Consider the following 18084-nt stretch of genomic DNA (forward strand, 5'->3'; position numbering starts at 1 on the left):
TTTATGACGTGGCCGACGGAGTGATCTGAATGCCGCCAACCCAACGAACGCCGGTAAAGTTATCGAGGAAATTTCGTTTGCCAGCCAAGGTCTCGTGGCCAGTGTTGGTGAGTGTGATGGTGCGTTCGGCCCAGTTGGTTTTGGGGGTGGCGGGCGTGAGGGTGAAGAGCGGGTCCTGGCAGTCCATCATCCACTGAATTTCTGACCAGAACATCAGATCGCCGAGATAGGGAAGTGGATCAACGCTTCGCATCAGGTGGCCAAAGACCTTGCCGACCGGAAGCGGGCCATGATCCTTGATGATTTGCAGGGTGAGTTTTTGGGTCAGGCTTAGGCCGGTTTGCGGGTCGGGCAGTTCGGCGAGGTGGCGTTTGACGGCCTCTGGCATGTGGGGCAGGGGCGCGCTGCTGGCTTCCGCAAGTGTTTTGAGGTCTTTCGGGGTGTCTTGGCGGAGTGCCTTCCAGACTTTGCTGCCAAATGTCAGCATGTCGCTGTTAAGCGGCGTGCGTTGAGTGTTCCAGCACCAGATCAGACCATCGAGGGAGAGTTGACCAAGGCCGATGAAGCGGTCGATGGTTTCGGACGCGGGCGCGTGGTTGACGGAGATGACGTCGATGTTGGTTTCGGGCTGGATGGTGGCGATGGCATCCATCAGGAAGGCCAGGATCAGCTGATCGTAGCTGTCATGTTCGAACCAGAGCACGACATGGTCATACTGCCCAAGGCGACCCAGCGCATCATATTCACGCCTGAGGCGTTCAAGTGCTGCTTCACCGGGCAGGTCGTAAGCACCGGCAATAAAGGCCGCACGGGTTTCGATGAAGGCATCGCGTGGCAGATCGGGCACCGGGCCCTGACAAAACGGATCGGAGAATTCCAGAAAATCGCCGATGAAGCCTGCCTGCTTGAGGCCATCGCGGATATCGGATCCGCAACGGACATGCAGCGTGGCTTGGGTGTCGAGTGGTTTCATTATTCGCCTGGGACCGGGACGCCCGTGCTCGCCCGAAGGGCACTTAGCAATGAGAGCATGTTGTCGGGCACATCGGATGCGGCGATTTTGGCATTGGCCGGATCGTCGTCCGGATTGGCAAACAAGGGGGCAATGTCACCAAGTCGGGCAGACCGCAGCGCGATCAGCAGGTCAATCAGTGATTTCTCATCATCGCGGGCGGCAGCGCGAAGCTTTTCAATGTCTTCGTCGGTATCTGGCAGAACGGTTATTTCCTGACAAAGCGTTTGAAAGGACATGTGCGCCAGTGCGCCCACGATGTCACGCGCGGTGTGATCGGATGGCTGTTTGGTGTCGGTCATGACACGGCACTCCTGATCAGAAAAGAGATCGATGATCGTGCCGGTTTTGGTGTGGGGCGTCAATAAAATGCGCGGTCTGATTGTACGTGTTTGGGCGCTAGTCGGCGAGGCGGACAATACTTTCGCGGTTCATAAGCTTGGCCAGTTTCGACAAACGTTGTTCAACGACTTCGCCATACAGGGCCGATGCCTGCTTTTCGAATTGCAAGATCAGCTTGCCTTCTTCGAGCAGCAATTGTGTTTGTGGCAAGATGCCTTCGACGCCACCAGACAGCGTGTGACCCAAGCGAATGACATGGCCAAACAAACGGCCCGTCAGGCGGTCCTCGTCGCTGAGGATGCGGTCGCTGGCTTCATCGCCCTTGAAATTGCCGGTATAGCGCGAGCCGATGGTGTAGGCGAGGAACACGCGGTCGTGATGGTTGAGGTCGATATAGGGGTGGCGCAGAATGCGGTTATAGCTTTGCTCTGCACGGTAATCGGGATGTTCGTTCCAGCCGATATCCCCGATGATGCAGGCCGCCAAACGCAGCCGTTCGATATTGACCGGCAGTTCGGAGAAGATCGGCGCACACCATTGCGCAACTTCTTCGCCGTGCTGATGGAACCGTTCGCCGTCTTCGGCGAAGCTAAAGCAGGCTTCAAGCACCGGGTCGCGTTGACGCAGATCTTCTGGCAGGACTTCATACATCCAGCCTTCGCGAAGCCCGTGGCCGGAAAAGACAACTTCCTTTGGCTTCATGCGGGTCATCAGCATGTTCATGACAAGCGATGCATGCGGCAGGCTGTCGATACGGCGTTTGGACACACCGCCGATCTTTTCAAGCGACACCCGGCTTTGCTGGGAAATGATGTGGGTCAGTTCGGCCATTTCCGATTGCGGCATGGCAAGGTTATGCACCACCGAAATCGGATAGTTTTCCTGGGCAATGAACAGCTTGGCAATTGATCGCCAGGAGCCGCCAACGGCATAAAGCTGTTGGCCTTTGCCCTCTGCCAGCCAATCGACCGTATCAAGGTGCTGATTGATTTCAGCCGTCAGACGGGCCCGGTCAGAGCCAAAGACTGTATGCAGGCGCATCGCACCCAAGGGCAGGCTGACACGTTTTTTGATCTCCCCCTGATCCAGCAAAACCAGTTCGAGTGACCCGCCACCGATATCGCCCATGATGCCCGATGCCATCGGGTCGCCCGATATGATGCCAAGGGCCGACAGGCGGGCTTCTTCAAGGCCGTCAATCACCTTGACCGTAAGACCGGTTTCCGATGCCACGCGATCACAGAATTCCTTGCCGTCGCTGGCAGCCCGCACAGCAGCGGTTGCCAGCACATCGACATGGGTGACCTTCATCGCACGCAACAGCTTCGCAAAGCGGTGCATGGCGACCACGGCGAGCTCCACCCCCTCGGGGTTGAGGCGACCGGTGTTTTCCGGGTCACGGCCAAGGCCGCACATGACCTTTTCATTGAAGATCGGCATCGGTGCGCGGGTCATGCCATCAAAAATGACAAGCCGCACAGAGTTGGAGCCAACATCTATGATCGCGATGCGGTTGGAAGCCCGTTGGTCAGTCAGCATAAGATGTTGGCACCTGTTGGTCGTCTTTGGTCGTCTTTAGCCGTCTTTAGTCGTCAAGCTGTAGCACGGGAACATTCGGGTCGGCTTGATCCAGCGCACTTCCGCGGCCCGAAAGTGACGGGTTGGTCATGAAATACTTGTGCGACGAGAATGCATTTTCACCTGCCTCGCAGCGTTCATAAGAGCCGTCCGGCTGCAGATGCCATGCCTGTGCAGTGTCTTTCAGGTTGGCAATCATGATCTGTTCAACAATCTGTTGCTGACAGGTCGGATTTTCAACCGGAACCAGGGTTTCAACACGGCGGTTCAGGTTGCGCGGCATCCAGTCGGCGGATGAAATAAACGCCTTGGCCTTGCGCGACGGAAGCTTTGCCCCGTTGGCAAAGACAACAATGCGCGAATGTTCAAGGAACCGGCCGACAATCGATTTGACGCGGATATTTTCCGAAAGACCCGGAACCCCCGGACGCAGGCAGCAAATGCCGCGCACGATCAATTCGATATGAACGCCAACCTGACTTGCGCGATAAAGCGCATCAATCACCACCGGATCGACCAGACTGTTCATCTTGGCCCAGATGCCAGATGGCTTGCCGGCCTTGCAGTTCTCGATCTCCTGATCGATGTGGGTGAGCAGGGTCGGACGCAGGGTATGCGGCGCAATCGCGATTTTTTCCAGCGAGCGCGGTGTGGCGTACCCGGTCATGAAATTAAAGATGCTGGCCGCATCACGCCCCAATGCCGGATCGCACGAGAAGAACGAGATATCGGTATAGAACTTGGCAGTGATCGGGTGATAGTTGCCGGTCCCGAAGTGGGTATAGGTCTTAAGGCCGTGGGTTTCACGGCGGACCACCAGCGACACCTTGGCGTGCGTTTTCCAATCAAGGAAGCCATAGACCACCTGACAGCCCGCACGTTCAAGGTCAGCCGCCCAGCGCAGGTTGGCTTCTTCGTCAAAGCGGGCTTTGAGTTCGACCATGGCGGTGACGGATTTGCCGGCCTCGGCGGCGGCGATCAATGCCTTGACGATCGGGCTGTTTTCCGAGGTGCGATACAGGGTCTGTTTAATGGTGACCACATCGGGGTCACGGGCAGCCTGAAGCAGGAACTGCACCACCACATCGAAATCTTCGAACGGGTGATGAACCACCAGATCCTTCTTGCTGATCGCGGCAAAACAATCGCCGCCAAAGTCACGTACCCGTTCCGGATAACGTGCGGCATAGGGCGAGAACAGCAAGTCGTGATGCAGATCGGAATCGATCAGCTGTTTGACATCAACAACGCCGAGCAGGCCATCGACCTTGACGACCTCTTCCAGCGCGACATCAAGTTCATCAATGACGAAATCAAGCAGGTCTTCGGGCATTGCCGCGTTGACCTTAAGACGGATGATGCTGCCGCGACGGCGGCGTTTCAGCGCGGTTTTGAAAACGCGCACCAGATCTTCGGCTTCTTCTTCGATTTCAACGTCCGAGTCTCGAATGACGCGGAAGAAACCGTGTTCGATCATATCAAAGCCCGGGAACAGCTTGCCAAGATAGAGCAAGATCGCCTGTTCGACCGGAAGATAACGTTCATTGCGGCCCGGCAGGCGCAGGAAACGGCCGATTTTTTGCGGTACCGGAATAAGCCCGCGCATATTGTGCCCGTCCGCCGGATCAAACAGCTGCATGACGATGGCAAAGCCAAGGTTCGGGATGAACGGGAAGGGGTGCGACGGATCGATGGCAAGCGGGGTCAGCGTCGGGAAGATTTCGCGCGTGAAATAGCCATCAAGCCATTTGCGGTCGGTCTGGGTCAGGTCGCCCTGATCAATGACCGAGATGCCCTGTTTTTCCATCTCGCTGCTGAGCTGGCGCCAGACGCGCTGCTGATCCTGCATCAACTGGTTGGCATCAAAGGTAATGGCGCGCAGCTGTTCGGACGGGCTCATGCCATCCTGACTGACCTTGGTCATGCCAGCGCGGACCTGCCCAACGAGGCCGGCGACGCGGACCATATAGAATTCATCAAGGTTGCTGGCCGAAATCGACAGGAAACGCAGTCTTTCAAGCAGCGGGTGGCCGGTATTCTGGGCCTCTTCAAGAACGCGATTGTTGAATGCCAGCCACGATAATTCGCGGTTAATGAAGCGGCTTTCCGAATCAATGGTGATCGCGCTTGACTGAACTGCAGCGGCGTGTGTCACGCTATGCCTCCTGCGGATTGAGGGAACGTCCTTGAACTTATGCTACAGTTCCCGGTTGCAAATGGAGTATAGGATAACTGCTTGGGTGGGTGCAATTTTCTTAAATTTATGTGTCAGTTTTTATAATGGCGTCACGGCGTGTGATATGGCATGGAAGAACACCGTTTGATCATCGTTCGCGACTGCTTAAGACACGAAGACATGAAAACGCTGTTGTTGCTTCGGCATGCCAAATCAAGCTGGGCGGATCCGGGTCGGGCCGACCATGACCGCGAACTAAACCGTCGTGGTGAAAAGGCTGCACCCTTTATGGGCCGCTATCTGCGTCAGCATGAACTGGTGCCGGACCTGATCTGGAGTTCAACGGCGGCGCGCGCGGTGCAGACCCTTGGTCTTTTGGGGCGGGATTTCGCAACCGATGCCGACGTGATCTATAACGAAGACCTGTATATGGCCAGCGAGCGGGTACTGCTTGAAAACCTGCATCACACCCATGAAGACGCCAAGCATGTGATGTTCATCGGCCATAATCCGGGGATCGAGATTTTTGCCCAGTCGCTTTATGGTGGTGGGAATGATGAGGCCCGCGAGATCATGGCGCGCAAATATCCGACCTGCGGGCTTGCGCATTTCGAGTTCGATGTTGATCACTGGGGCGAAATCACACCGGGCAGTGGACGGCTGATCGACTTTATCAAGGTCAAGGATCTTCAGGCGATCAAGATTAGCGCGGAATGATTTGCTGATCTGCATTAGCTGGTGTGCGTTAGCTGGTCTGCGTTACTGGCACTTGACGAAGGGCCTGTCTGCGCGTTTTATACCGCTGAAATTTAGGACGCCGTGCTTGAACAGGAGGGAAACATCACACATAAGCGCCATGGATCACTGGTTGGCGGGCATGTTGTGGTGCGTTTTTTGTTTGACAGCGCGGGTCTGGCATGCACCTTTGCGGCCAAATTTGCGGCCCAAAATACAAAGCAACCTGGAATGACAATGCATCCTTTTCGCTCTCATAACTGTAATGCGCTGCGCGCGACTGACGCCGATGCGGAAGTTCGCCTGTCTGGCTGGATTCACCGTAAACGTGACCACGGCAACCTTCTGTTCGTTGACCTGCGCGACCATTACGGCATCACCCAGGTCGTGATCGATATTTCGAGCCCGCTGTTCGAGACGCTTGATAAAGCGCGTGCTGAAAGCGTGATCACGGTCGATGGCAAGGTTGTCAAACGTACCGCCGAGACCATCAACCCCAACTTGCCGACCGGCGAGATCGAAGTTTATGCATCGAACATCGAAGTTCAGTCTTCGGCGGAAGTTCTGCCGATGCCGGTGTTTGGCGATGTCGAATACGGCGAAGAAGTTCGCCTGCGTCACCGTTATCTCGATCTGCGTCGCGAGAGCGTGCACAAGAACATCGTTCTGCGTTCGCAGGTGATTTCGGCCATGCGTCAGAAAATGACCGCGCAGGGCTTCCTTGAAATCCAGACGCCGATCCTGACCGCAAGTTCGCCGGAAGGTGCACGTGACTTCCTGGTGCCGTCTCGTATGCATCCGGGCAAGTTTTATGCCCTGCCGCAGGCACCGCAGCAGTTCAAGCAGCTGCTGATGGTTTCGGGCTTTGACAAATATTTCCAGATTGCACCGTGCTTCCGCGATGAAGACGCACGTGCCGACCGTTCGCCGGGTGAGTTTTACCAGCTCGACTTCGAGATGGCCTTTGCCACCCAGGATGACGTGTTTGCCGCAATCGAGCCGGTTCTGCATGACATCTTTGTCGAGTTCGGCGGTGGTCGTGATGTGACCCCGTATCCGTTCCCGCGCATTCCGTTTGATGAATCGATGGCGAAATACGGCTCCGACAAGCCGGATCTGCGTAACCCGCTGATCATTTCGGATGTCACCGAGCCGTTCCGCGGATCGAGCTTTGGCATCTTTGCATCGAACATCGAAAAAGGTTCGGTGGTGCGTGCGATCCCGGCAACCGGTGCCGCATCGCGCCCGCGCAGCTTCTTTGACAAGCTCAATAACTGGGCACGTGATGAAGGTGCGGCTGGTCTTGGCTACATCGTTTACGGCGAAGACGGCGAAGCAAAAGGCCCGATTGCCAAGAACCTTGATGCCGACCGTATTGCACAGATCAAGGAAATCACCGGCGTTGCCAATGGCGATGCGGTATTCTTTGCCTGTGACAAGGAACTGGCCGCTGCCAAGTTCGCCGGTAAGGTCCGTGACAAGGTTTGTGACGAGCTGGAACTGCGCGAAGAGGGCATGTTCAAGTTCTGCTGGATTGTTGACTTCCCGATGTATGAGGAAGACGACGACGGCAAGATCGAATTCAGCCACAACCCGTTCTCGATGCCCCAAGGTGGTCTGGACGCGTTGGAAAACATGAACCCGCTTGATATCAAGGCGTGGCAGTATGACATCGTTTGTAACGGTATCGAGCTGTCATCGGGTGCCATTCGTAACCATCGCCCGGACATCATGTACAAGGCGTTCGAGATTGCCGGTTATGGCAAGGACGTTGTCGATGACCGCTTTGGCGGCATGATCAACGCGTTCAAATTCGGCGCCCCGCCGCACGGTGGTTCGGCCCCGGGTGTTGACCGTATCGTCATGTTGCTGGCCGATGAGCCGAACATTCGTGAAGTCATTGCCTTCCCGCTGAACCAGCAGGCACAGGATCTGATGATGAATGCGCCGGCAGAAGTCGATGACAAGCAGCTTAAAGAATTGCACCTGCGTGTGCAGTTGCCGCCGAAAGCGAAAAAAGACTGATGTGTTTGGGGCCTTGCCCGAAATACTGAAGATACAAGCGGCCCGGAGCTTTCCGGGCCGTTTTCTTTTGGGGAAATCTATTGGCAATCGTTACCTAATATTAACCGGCATTGGGCCACTGTAGCGGAGGAAAAGAAAATTCGATCCTTCGGGGGATGGCCTGTTGAGAAAAATTCTTGTGGTGGCGGCACCTTTGGCGCTTGGCGCGTGCGGTGGTCCGATTGAGTTGACGGTGGCAAAGCTTGCCGGTGATTTGATCAGCTATGTGTCGACCGGCAAAAGCACAACCGACCATGCGGTTTCTTTCGTTGCCGAGCGCGATTGCGCGTTGCATCGCCCACTTCTCGAACAGACCATCTGCAAGGACGACGAAACCATCCTGGCCGAAGAGGCCGCAGCCCTTGCCGTGATGGGCGAGCCTGAGATCAAACAGGAACTGCGCGTTGCCCGCCCGGAAATCTATGCGGTAAATGCCCCGGCCGAAGATTGGTCACGCCCGAGTGCGACGGCGCTTAAATCCAACGCGATTGTTACCACCAATTTGCCGCCACTGACCCCGAAAAAGACCGCGGATGATGCGGTTGATGCGGTTGAGGTTGCCTCTGCACGCGATCAGATCGAAGTCGAAGACGTTGCCGTTGATCGCAGTGACCTTGGCCCGATCGACCCGCAGGTCGAGGCGGATGCCGCGGTTGCAGGTTATGTCAGTGACGAACCGGCCACCGAAATCGACACCCCGAAGGAAACCGTCACCGCCGCACTGGTCGATCCGGCTGTTATGGGGGACGGGGATGATGTGGTGGTCAAACCGGTGGATGCAGCACTTGACGGGGACGCCCTTGCAGGGGATGACCTTGCCGCGCCGCTGCCCGGTGATTATGTGGTATTGGCAAGCTTTGCAGATGAAGCGCGTGCCAACAGGGCGCTGGGCCTTTATAAGGAATACCAGCCGCGCCTTTTGAATGCCGAGGTGAAGGGCAAACCGTATCTTCGTGTTGCGGTCGGGCCGCTTTCGGCAGAACACGCACATGATTTGCGCCTTCTTGCTGCCAAAAAGGGGGTTAAAGATCCCTGGATTGTTGGAGTTGGCGCCACCGGAGAGTGATGTTGTCTGGATTTTTTTCAGAGATTAAGCAACGTCAGCGTTCCCTTAAAGGAACGCTGATCTTTTGTTTGGGTCTTGGTGGCTGTGCCGCGCAGGCTGGTAATGTGACGGGCATCGAAGATGCCATCGTGCCGCATGTGGCGGAATATCACTTCAAGCTGAGCCATGCCGAGCAGGGCAGTTCGATCGTGGATGCGTCCGGTGTGCTGGGCTATCGCTTTGAGAAGATGTGCGATGGCTGGGTCACGGAAATGCAGCAGATCATGATCCTTCAGGGCAGCGAAGGCACGCCGATCAATTCGGCCTATTCCATGACCCAGTGGGAAGATTTCGACGGGACGGAATATCGTTTCCGCATGCGTGATTATCTTGATGGCACCAAGGTCGACGAGATCGTCGGCAAGGCGGTCCGCAAGGACGACATGGTCAAGGTCAGTTACGAAATCCCGGTCGAGGTCGAGGAAGAGCTTCCGGCCGATGCCATGTTCCCGACCCAGCATTCGCTGGTGTTGCTGAAACGTGCGAAAGACGGGGTGCGGTTTGCCAATGATCTGGTGTTTGATGGCAGCGGCGATACCCCGACCAACCGGGTGGCTGTGGTGATTTCAGGCAGCAAGGATGCCGATAACACCGCCAACGATCCTGATGCGATTGCCCGCGGTGCGTTTCATCGCATGAACCTGGCATTTTATCCGATTGGGGCGGCGGAAAACGGCCCGTCAACCGAGATGGCGGTTGATTTTGGTGATAATGGTGTCGCGCATGGTATGCGTTTTGACTATGGCGAGTTTGAAGTGCTGGGCACCCTTGACAAGGTCACCAAGCTGCCGCTGCCGGAATGCGGATCGCAATAGACAGATTTTAAAATCCAGACGTAAAAAAGCCTGCCCAAAAAAGGCAGGCTTTTTTAGTGGGGAGTGCCCGGGTGTTTTACGCAGCAGCAGAATTGCGTGAGGCGTTGCAATAAAGCCCGTAGAGGGTCTCGATCACGCGCAGAGCATCGTTACCATTCAGCGAATAGTAGATGGTCTGTGCTTCGCGACGAGTCTGGACGAGCTTGTCACGACGCAGGCGTGCAAGATGCTGCGAGAGGGCGGACTGGCTTAGCCCGACAATGCGTTCGAGTTCGCCAACCGACTTTTCGCCTTCGTTGAGTTGGCAAAGGATAAGCAGTCTGCTCTGATTGCTCATGGCCTTTAACAGGGTGCTAGCCTGTTCGGCCTTTTCTTCTAAGTTGTTAAGTTCCATTTGGCTTCCTTATGAGCCTGACCGCAAGCGGCCATTGTCCCAATGAAAATTCGACAAATCACCAGACGGAGCCATCGGGTGGCTTCTGATCCGACTGGCGCGAAGTCACTGCGGTAATAATACCTAAAGGATAGTGACTTCTGCCACCAACAAATTACAGGAATTCATCGGTAAACTTATTCTCAAGTATATTACAAATCTGTCAAGAGAGTGTTTACTCGGATCTGTCCTGCGGCTGATGGTGTTTGTGCCGGAATCCGGCCTGTCGAACTTTCTTCCATGCACCAGATTTTTCTCTGGCAATCGCGAATTTGATCCCTTGGGCGGTGTGCGGGCGAATGAAACCTTTGCACCGATTCCGACAGGACCTGTTTTTATTTGATTATGTTCCCGTTTGCTCGGTTTGAAACATAATCGATACCAGCATATACAAACCCGAGAAAACGGCAAAACTGTGAAAGTATTAGTAGCAGACGTGACACGAGCCAGATGATGCGAAGATCGAAGGCCAAAGAGCTTGCCTTGTCGTTCGGTGATGTGCTGATTTAGAACAAAGAGAAGCGTCCTGTTTTGCGCTAGAACAAGCAAAGCAGGATAAAAATAATGGACGCGGTCAACGCGATCCCGTGACCCGGGCTTGGTCCCGGCGCCGCACCATATCGGACCATTCAGGAAGGCGACGCAGAAAAATGGCGACTTTGTTCGTGACCCATCACGATTGTATTGAACATGATACCGGCCCGGGACACCCGGAATGCGCCGATCGTCTGCGCGTGATCCAGCGCGTTTTCGAGGCCGAGGAATTCATGTTCCTTCACCGCGAAGAAGCGCCGCTGGGCGATATCGACCTGATCAAGAAAGTGCATGACCCGGCCTATGTCGACAAGGTGATGGCAAGCATCCCCGACCACGGCATCGAGCCGCTTGATGGTGATACCTATGTCTCGCCGGGGTCGGGCAGGGCGGCATTGCGATCAGTTGGCGGGGCCTGTGTTGCGGTCGATGCGGTGATGGAGGGGCATGAAAAGAATGCCTTTGTCGCGACCAGACCGCCGGGACATCACGCCGAATATGACCGGGCGATGGGATTTTGCCTGTTTAACAATGCCGCCATTGCCGCCCACCATGCGCGCAACAAATTCGGCATCAAGCGGGTGGCGGTGATGGATTTCGATGTTCATCACGGCAACGGCACGCAGGACCTGTTTTATAATGATGCGGATCTGTTTTATTGCTCGACCCATCAATGGCCGCTTTATCCCGGCACCGGGGCGGAAAGCGAACGCGGATGTGCCAACAATATCCTCAATGTCGGCATGGTTGCCGGATCGGGCACAAAAGAAGTGCAAGAGGCGTTTAATTCGACGGTCTTGCCCGGTATTGCCGCGTTCAAGCCGGAACTTCTGATCATTTCGGCGGGCTTTGACGGGCACAAGAATGATCCGCTGGCGGGGCTTTGCTATGTGGCGGATGATTTTGTCTGGATGACCAAGCAGTTGATGGATCTGGCCGAGGAACAGTGTGGTGGACGTGTGGTGTCCTTGCTTGAAGGGGGCTATGATTTGCCGTCTCTTGCAACCAGTGCCGTGCAACATGTGCGGACATTGATGGGTGCACATTAGGGGCAGCCCAAGATCACTCAAAGATCACTCAAAGATCATCGGGGTAATGCCCGACAAAAGCGTTTCAGTCAGACGAAATTGCGTTCTGTTCGGTTGCCCTGATCGTGACTTGCGCGTAAACTCCGCGCCGATCTAAGAAATGGAGCTTACATGTCCGAGGCTACTGCATCTCCCGCACTTCCTGAAGATATCGCGAAACTGAGTTTCGAAGAGGCGCTTGGGCAGCTTGAGACCCTCGTGCGTCAGCTTGAACAGGGGCAGGTCGGGCTTGATGACGCCATTGCGTCCTATGAACGCGGTGCGGCGCTGAAACGCCATTGCGCGGACAAACTGCGCGCGGCTGAAGAGCGCATCGAAAAAATCACCCTGAATGCGGATGGCCGCCCGTCGGCAACCCCGACCGAAATTGAATAATCGGAGACCGTCGTGAGTTACGACATGATTGCCGAACTGAGTGCGGCGTCTGCTGATCTGGGCGAGACGCTTGACGGGATCCTGCCCCGCGCCAATGGCCAGATCGAGCAGCGCCTGTATCAGGCGATGCGCTATTCGACGCTGGGCGATGGCAAACGCTTGCGCCCGTTTCTGGTGCTGAGCTCTGCTGGGTTGTTCAAGGTTTCGCGCCGGTCTGCCCTGCGTGTTGCAGCGGCGGTCGAGATGGTGCACAGCTATTCGCTGATCCATGATGATCTGCCGGCGATGGATGACGACGATCTGCGTCGCGGCAAGCCAAGCTGCCACAAGCAGTTTGACGAGGCGACAGCGATTTTGGCCGGTGATGCGTTGCTGACCCAGGCGTTTGAAGTGCTGGCCGATGAAGATACCCATCCTGATCCACGCGTTTGTACCGATCTTGTCCGTGCCCTTGCCCGTGCGGCGGGGCCATATGGCATGGTTGGCGGTCAGATGATTGATCTGGCCGGTGAAGGACAGAGTTTTGACCAGGCGCAGGTGACACACCTGCATTTGCTTAAAACCGGGCGGATGTTTGCCTTTGCCTGCGAAGCCGGTGCGATCCTTGGCAAGGCACCGAAAAGCATTCGTTTGGCGCTGCGATCCTATGCCCATGACATGGGGCTGGCGTTTCAGATCAAGGATGACATCCTTGATGTCGAGGCAAGTTCGGAAGAGCTTGGCAAGACGGCCGGCAAGGATGTTGATCAGGAAAAATCAACCTTCGTGAAATTGCTGGGTCTTGATCAGGCCCGCGAACAGGCCAGAATGCTGTGCGATCAGGCGATCAATCACCTGAACTGCTTTGATGACGAGGCCGAACCGCTGCGTGCGGTGGCACGTTTTGTGGTTGAACGCGGCCGTTAATCGGCTGTGGCCCTAGATCATCACCATGACCGATCATGCGCCATATACAGCCGGTTTTCGCGACCGGCTGTTTGACAAGGACCCGTTTCCACTCGCGATCTGGTATCCGGCGACCGCACCGGAAAGTTCGGTGCGCCATATGGGCGTGGTTTCCAGTGCGGCGCGCGGGGCCGCCTTTGCCGATGATGGCCCGTTTCCCATCGTGCTGTTTTCCCATGGGTCGGAAGGCCATCGGTTCAATCAGTTCTGGTTGGCGGAATATCTGGCACGGCGGGGTTATATCGTCGCCGCCCCGCAGCATCATGGCGACAATTATCTGGATGCGTCCGAAGCGCGGCAGTTGGCGATTATTGAGCGCCGCCCGCAGGAAATGCGTCTGGCGCTTGATCTGTTGTTGGCCCATGACGAAATCGGGCCGCAGATTGACCAGGACAAAATCTATGCCCTTGGTCATTCGGCAGGTGGGGCGACGGTCCTGAAATTGGCCGGCTGGGATTTTGATGCCAAGGCCTGGCAGGATTACTGCGAAATCAACGCTGATATGGATCACGTGATTTGCCAGCATGCGCCAAGTGATGATCACCTTGATCGGTTGCACAATGTGTATGGCGGGCCGGTGGTGTCCGAGCGTGATGAACGGATTGCCGCCATCATCGCGATTGCGCCAGCCTTTGGCGTGGCAGCGACCGATGAAGGATTAAGCGATATCGATATCCCGATGCTGTTTGTCGAGGCCGATACAGACGAAATCCTGCATGACCATGTTAATGCCGCACACTTCCGCAAGCTGTTGCGCGGGCGGGCAAAGTTTGTGAAGGTCAAGGGGGCGGGGCACTATTCATTCTTGCCGAAATGCACCCCATATATTGCAGAGAATTTTGGCTATTTATGCTGCGATTTTGGTCAGGATCGCGACACCATTCACCGCACTGTTGAGCAAGTGATCCACCGTTTCCTCGATAAGGTAAAAACCGGTGAAATTCAGGGTCGCTAATTCGGTCGAACCTCGCTATTTTACGCAGCTTGCAACATGGCGCCATAACAGTCACCCTGTTGCTGGGTCCTGACCCGAACCAACGCCATATAAAAAATTGAAATCGAGATCGGAATGAGCACGACCTCCAAGACCCCGCTGCTGGATACCATCAACACCCCCGAAGAGCTGCGCAAGTTGCAGCCTGCCCAGATGAAGCAGGTTGCCGATGAGTTGCGCGCCGAGGTGATTGATGCGGTATCGGTGACCGGTGGGCATCTGGGCGCTGGCCTTGGTGTGGTCGAGCTGACGGTTGCGATCCATTACCTGTTTGATACGCCATATGATCGTTTGATCTGGGATGTTGGTCATCAATGCTATCCGCATAAAATCCTGACCGGGCGGCGTGATCGTATCCGTACCATCCGTCAGGGTGGCGGTTTGTCCGGTTTCACCAAACGATCCGAATCCGAATATGATCCGTTCGGGGCGGGGCATAGCTCCACCTCGATCTCGGCCGGGCTTGGCATGGCAGTTGCCAACCAGCTATCGGATGACAAGCGCAAGAATGTGATTGCCGTGATTGGCGACGGATCGATGAGTGCTGGCATGGCCTATGAGGCGATGAACAATGCCGCCGCCACCGATCAGCGTTTGATTGTGATCCTGAATGATAACGACATGTCGATTGCCCCGCCGGTGGGGTCGATGTCGGGCTATTTGTCGCGCCTGATTTCGGGCAAGGGATATCAGGGGCTGCGCAATGCGGCCAAGGGGCTTACCAAGCATCTGCCGCGCCAGATCGAAGAGGCGGCGCGCAAGCTTGAAGAATATACCCGTGGCATGGTCACGGGCGGGACCCTGTTTGAAGAAATGGGCTTTTTCTATGTCGGGCCGATTGATGGTCACAACATGGATCATCTGTTGCCGGTTTTGAAAAACGTCCGCGATGCCGATGTTGATGGCCCGATCCTGATCCATGCCGTCACGCAAAAGGGCAAGGGCTATGGCCCCGCCGAAAATGCCGCCGACAAATACCATGGCGTTGCCAAGTTTGACGTCGTCACCGGCAAACAGGCCAAGCCGACCCCGAATGCGCCGAGTTACACCAAGGTGTATGGCGAAACGCTGGTGAAGCTTGCCGAGAAGGACGAGAAAGTCACGGCAATCACGGCTGCGATGCCGTCTGGCACGGGTGTGAACATCTTTGCCGATCATTTCCCCGATCGTGCCTTTGACGTGGGGATTGCCGAACAGCATGCGGTGACCTTTGCCGCCGGGATGGCGTGCGAAGGGTACAAGCCGTTTTGCACGCTGTATTCGACCTTCCTGCAGCGTGGTTATGATCAGGTCGTGCATGATGTCGCGATCCAGAACCTGCCGGTGCGCTTTGCCATGGACCGTGCCGGGCTGGTCGGGGCCGATGGCGCGACCCATGCCGGGGCCTATGACATCGCCTATCTTGGGTGCCTGCCGAACTTCGTTCTGATGGCGGCCGCCGATGAGGCAGAGCTTGTGCATATGACCACAACCGCCTGGGCGATTGATGATCGACCCAGTGCGTTCCGCTATCCGCGTGGCGAGGGTGTTGGCGTTGAAATGCCGGCCGAGGGCAAAGTCCTTGAAATCGGTAAGGGCCGTATCCTGCGCGAGGGGGGCAAGATTGCTATCCTGTCTTATGGTACGCGACTGGCCGAGGCGCTTATTGCCGCCGAAGATCTTGCCGCACGGGGTTTGCCTGCCACGGTTGCCGATGCGCGCTTTGCCAAGCCGCTTGATCATGAACTGATTGCCGATCTGGCGCGCAACCATGAAGTCCTGATCACCATCGAAGAAGGATCGATCAACGGTTTTGGCGCGATGGTCCTGCAACATATGGCAGGGCACGGATTGCTTGATAACGGGCTTAAGATCCGCACCATGGCGCTGCCAGATGCGTTGATTGATCATGACAAGCCGGAAATCCAGTACGAGAAGGCCGGGCTTGATGCCAAGGCCATCGTCAAGACCGCCCTTGGCGCGCTTGGCATGAGCGAAAGCAAGGCACGCGCCTGATCAGGTCAAAGATTTCGAGATAAACAAAAGGCCGGTTGTCGGAAATGACAGACCGGCCTTTTTCGTTCTTCGCGTTCGTCAGTCGACGTAAATCATCTTGTGCGTCATGCCGCCATCGATGCGGATGGTTTCACCGGTCATGAAGCCGGATTTATCACCATCCAGCAGGAAGGACACGGCCTGTGCGATGTCTTCGGGCGTGCCGACACGGCCAACCGGGTGTTGGGCCTTGTCGGCTTCGCTGTGGTCAGGTTCGGTTTTGTTGGCGTTTTTCTGCCAGTCGCCAACTTCGATCCAGCCCGGTGCGATGGCGTTAACGCGAATATCACCCGCAAGGCTGACGGCCAGCGCATGGGTCAGGGCAACGATGCCGCCCTTGGACGCGGCGTAGGGTTCGGTATTAGCCTCTGACTGGAAGGCGCGGGTGGAGGCGATATTGACAATCGCGCCCTTGGTATCGCGCAGATGCTGTGTCGCGTGTTTGGTTGCCAGAAACACCCCGCCGAGATTGACATTGATCACGCGTTGCCATTGATCCCATTCAAGGTCTTCGATGTTGGGGACATGGGGATTGGCAATCCCGGCATTGTTGATCAGACCATCGATGCGGCCAAACCGGTCAACGCATTGCTGGATGCAAAGTTTGATATCAGCTTCATTGGCAACGTCGCCCTGCAGGAACAATGTGCGGTCGCGTTCAGCGTCCGTCAGGCTATCAAGCGCGTCCTCGCCCGCATCGGCATCAAGATCAAACATCGCGACCTTCCAGCCAAGGCCCAGAAGATGCTTTGAGATGCCAAGGCCCAAGCCCTGGGCGCCACCGGTGACAAAGGCCACGTGCGGTGATTTTGCGGACGGGTTATCCATGTCTGCCCCATTTGGTTTTTGATGGCAAGGCCGGGCGGATGCGCAGCCCTTGAGGAACTCTGGGGAAATGGTCTTGTTTGCGCGAAATTGCAAGGCGTTTGTATCAGGCGGATGCTGGCACGTTTTCAAGCTGATCGAGCAGGGCGTGAACGAAGCCTTCCTGACGGCCGTTAAGGCCGCGACGGGTTGCCAGATTTTGCAGGGCCTCGGTCGCTGCGATATGCAGGCGGTAATGGCCGGGATCCTGATCAATACGGGTGGATTGTTGCGCACTGTCGCCAAACACCATGGCATGGCACAGACCGGCATTGGCCGAGGTAAAGGCACGACAGGTCAGCGGGCGGACGGCGTAAATGCTGCATCGATCCTGTTCATCAAGCAACGGGCAACGCACCCGGACGTCCGCAGTTTTTGTAAACTGTTCGATATCGGTTGCGGCACTGCGCAGGCGATCTTTCAGGGCATCGATCTGTGGCGTGGTGAAAGTTGCCGTGATGTGGGCGGCGATCAGGTCGGTCACACCGGGCGGGACACTGACAAACAGGTGGCAGCAGGCGCTACATTGATCGCGACAGGCACGCGGGTGCGGGTTGGGGAAGCTTTGGCGCAAGAGGCTAGACGCCTGTTCGAGTATCGCAATGGTGGCCGCCGCGGCACCGGCAAGCGTATCGACCGCATCAAGGGCGCGGTCCAGTTCGGTGCGGAAATCGGCAAACATCTGTTCGTAGCGCCGTGATGCCTCGGTCGTCAGGGCGCCGGTTTGGGCGATGTTGCGCGAAACCCGGTCTATTGCGTCATCAAGCTTGGTCATCAATCCCAGTTACTTTCGTGCTGGTCCCTACGACAGGCCTTCAGATTGGTTGTTGGTCGTTGTCTAATTTAGCATTGTTTGGCGCTATTCCCTAAAAATTGCATAACGGCGGAATTCGTGCCGTTCGGGTTTTGGGTGTGCAGGCAAAAAAAACCGGCCAGATAAATCCGGCCGGGGAGGTAGGGTCAGAGACCCGATGGGTGCTGCGGGAAAGA

17 protein-coding genes are annotated in these 18084 nt (G+C 56.2%); 10 read left to right on the plus strand and 7 right to left on the minus strand.

Translation table 11 applies throughout. The features are described from left to right. Window position 1 precedes the first annotated feature (1 nt). From TH2_RS14920 to TH2_RS14935, 4 genes are all read right to left on the minus strand, one after another. On the minus strand, window positions 2–973 hold the full coding sequence (locus tag TH2_RS14920; RefSeq protein WP_008891268.1) for a DUF1835 domain-containing protein: 972 nt from the start codon (window positions 971–973) through the stop codon (window positions 2–4). After that, window positions 973–1314, minus strand: a complete 342-nt coding sequence (locus tag TH2_RS21775) for a hypothetical protein (RefSeq protein WP_008891269.1) — start codon at window positions 1312–1314, stop codon at window positions 973–975. The genes TH2_RS14920 and TH2_RS21775 overlap by 1 nt, the downstream gene beginning before the upstream one ends. A 97-nt stretch (window positions 1315–1411) precedes the next feature. Then, the gene (gene ppx / locus TH2_RS14930) at window positions 1412–2893 is read right to left on the minus strand and encodes an exopolyphosphatase (protein WP_008891270.1); all 1482 of its coding nucleotides are present in this window, start codon (window positions 2891–2893) and stop codon (window positions 1412–1414) included. A 46-nt stretch (window positions 2894–2939) separates the two neighbouring features. Further along, complete coding sequence (locus tag TH2_RS14935) at window positions 2940–5087, minus strand: RNA degradosome polyphosphate kinase (RefSeq protein WP_008891271.1); 2148 nt, start codon at window positions 5085–5087, stop codon at window positions 2940–2942. Between the two features lie 201 nt (window positions 5088–5288). Between TH2_RS14935 and TH2_RS14940 the strand changes: the two genes are divergently transcribed. From TH2_RS14940 to TH2_RS14955, 4 genes are all read left to right on the plus strand, one after another. Next, window positions 5289–5825, plus strand: coding sequence for a SixA phosphatase family protein (locus TH2_RS14940; protein ID WP_040824207.1), 537 nt, complete (start codon window positions 5289–5291; stop codon window positions 5823–5825). A gap of 255 nt (window positions 5826–6080) precedes the next feature. Then, window positions 6081–7868, plus strand: a complete 1788-nt coding sequence (aspS, locus tag TH2_RS14945) for an aspartate--tRNA ligase (RefSeq protein WP_008891273.1) — start codon at window positions 6081–6083, stop codon at window positions 7866–7868. A 163-nt stretch (window positions 7869–8031) separates the two neighbouring features. After that, window positions 8032–8973: an SPOR domain-containing protein gene (locus tag TH2_RS14950; protein WP_157194142.1), complete on the plus strand. Its 942-nt coding sequence runs from the start codon at window positions 8032–8034 to the stop codon at window positions 8971–8973. After that, window positions 8973–9827 (plus strand): EipB family protein, encoded by an 855-nt coding sequence (locus TH2_RS14955; protein WP_008891275.1) that lies wholly within the window; start codon window positions 8973–8975, stop codon window positions 9825–9827. Before TH2_RS14950 ends, TH2_RS14955 begins: the two co-directional genes overlap by 1 nt. A 76-nt stretch (window positions 9828–9903) precedes the next feature. On the opposite strand, the gene TH2_RS14960 is transcribed toward TH2_RS14955, so the two are convergent. After that, entirely contained in the window at window positions 9904–10221 is a 318-nt protein-coding gene (locus TH2_RS14960; protein WP_008891276.1) for an ArsR/SmtB family transcription factor, read from the minus strand. Between the two features lie 133 nt (window positions 10222–10354). Here TH2_RS14960 and TH2_RS21780 point away from each other — a divergent pair, with 133 nt between their 5' ends. The 6 genes from TH2_RS21780 to dxs all read left to right on the plus strand — a co-directional run bounded on the left by TH2_RS21780 (window position 10355) and on the right by dxs (window position 16191). Further along, window positions 10355–10603 carry a hypothetical protein gene (locus TH2_RS21780; protein ID WP_238538717.1) on the plus strand — a complete coding sequence of 83 codons (249 nt, stop codon included), beginning with the start codon at window positions 10355–10357 and terminating at the stop codon, window positions 10601–10603. A gap of 307 nt (window positions 10604–10910) precedes the next feature. Continuing rightward, on the plus strand, window positions 10911–11843 hold the full coding sequence (locus TH2_RS14965) for a histone deacetylase family protein (protein WP_008891278.1): 933 nt from the start codon (window positions 10911–10913) through the stop codon (window positions 11841–11843). Between the two features lie 150 nt (window positions 11844–11993). Beyond that, a complete protein-coding gene (locus tag TH2_RS14970; RefSeq protein ID WP_008891279.1) occupies window positions 11994–12257 on the plus strand; it encodes an exodeoxyribonuclease VII small subunit in 264 nt (87 codons plus the stop codon). 24 nt (window positions 12258–12281) lie between these two features. Next, window positions 12282–13163: a polyprenyl synthetase family protein gene (locus TH2_RS14975; protein WP_008891280.1), complete on the plus strand. Its 882-nt coding sequence runs from the start codon at window positions 12282–12284 to the stop codon at window positions 13161–13163. 25 nt (window positions 13164–13188) lie between these two features. Beyond that, complete coding sequence (locus TH2_RS14980; RefSeq protein ID WP_008891281.1) at window positions 13189–14157, plus strand: alpha/beta hydrolase family protein; 969 nt, start codon at window positions 13189–13191, stop codon at window positions 14155–14157. A 114-nt stretch (window positions 14158–14271) separates the two neighbouring features. Then, window positions 14272–16191, plus strand: a complete 1920-nt coding sequence (dxs, locus tag TH2_RS14985; protein WP_008891282.1) for a 1-deoxy-D-xylulose-5-phosphate synthase — start codon at window positions 14272–14274, stop codon at window positions 16189–16191. 78 nt (window positions 16192–16269) lie between these two features. Here dxs and TH2_RS14990 read toward each other — a convergent pair whose 3' ends face one another. Continuing rightward, complete coding sequence (locus TH2_RS14990; protein WP_008891283.1) at window positions 16270–17058, minus strand: SDR family oxidoreductase; 789 nt, start codon at window positions 17056–17058, stop codon at window positions 16270–16272. Between the two features lie 103 nt (window positions 17059–17161). Beyond that, window positions 17162–17869 (minus strand): YkgJ family cysteine cluster protein, encoded by a 708-nt coding sequence (locus TH2_RS14995; RefSeq protein ID WP_008891284.1) that lies wholly within the window; start codon window positions 17867–17869, stop codon window positions 17162–17164. Window positions 17870–18084 lie beyond the last annotated feature (215 nt).

It is taken from the genome of Thalassospira profundimaris WP0211, assembly GCF_000300275.1.
GTDB lineage: Bacteria > Pseudomonadota > Alphaproteobacteria > Rhodospirillales > Thalassospiraceae > Thalassospira > Thalassospira profundimaris.

Excerpts from the sequence above, each read along its gene's own strand:
- aspS (WP_008891273.1), top strand. The coding sequence starts at position 6,081 with ATGCATCCTTTTCGCTCTCATAACTGTAATGCGCTGCGCGCGACTGAC.
- TH2_RS21775 (WP_008891269.1), bottom strand. The coding sequence starts at position 1,314 with ATGACCGACACCAAACAGCCATCCGATCACACCGCGCGTGACATCGTG.
- TH2_RS14955 (WP_008891275.1), top strand. The coding sequence starts at position 8,973 with ATGTTGTCTGGATTTTTTTCAGAGATTAAGCAACGTCAGCGTTCCCTT.
- TH2_RS14965 (WP_008891278.1), top strand. The coding sequence starts at position 10,911 with ATGGCGACTTTGTTCGTGACCCATCACGATTGTATTGAACATGATACC.
- TH2_RS14975 (WP_008891280.1), top strand. The coding sequence starts at position 12,282 with ATGATTGCCGAACTGAGTGCGGCGTCTGCTGATCTGGGCGAGACGCTT.
- TH2_RS14960 (WP_008891276.1), bottom strand. The coding sequence starts at position 10,221 with ATGGAACTTAACAACTTAGAAGAAAAGGCCGAACAGGCTAGCACCCTG.
- dxs (WP_008891282.1), top strand. The coding sequence starts at position 14,272 with ATGAGCACGACCTCCAAGACCCCGCTGCTGGATACCATCAACACCCCC.
- ppx (WP_008891270.1), bottom strand. The coding sequence starts at position 2,893 with ATGCTGACTGACCAACGGGCTTCCAACCGCATCGCGATCATAGATGTT.
- TH2_RS14940 (WP_040824207.1), top strand. The coding sequence starts at position 5,289 with ATGAAAACGCTGTTGTTGCTTCGGCATGCCAAATCAAGCTGGGCGGAT.
- TH2_RS14920 (WP_008891268.1), bottom strand. The coding sequence starts at position 973 with ATGAAACCACTCGACACCCAAGCCACGCTGCATGTCCGTTGCGGATCC.
- TH2_RS14980 (WP_008891281.1), top strand. The coding sequence starts at position 13,189 with ATGACCGATCATGCGCCATATACAGCCGGTTTTCGCGACCGGCTGTTT.
- TH2_RS14995 (WP_008891284.1), bottom strand. The coding sequence starts at position 17,869 with ATGACCAAGCTTGATGACGCAATAGACCGGGTTTCGCGCAACATCGCC.
- TH2_RS14990 (WP_008891283.1), bottom strand. The coding sequence starts at position 17,058 with ATGGATAACCCGTCCGCAAAATCACCGCACGTGGCCTTTGTCACCGGT.
- TH2_RS14970 (WP_008891279.1), top strand. The coding sequence starts at position 11,994 with ATGTCCGAGGCTACTGCATCTCCCGCACTTCCTGAAGATATCGCGAAA.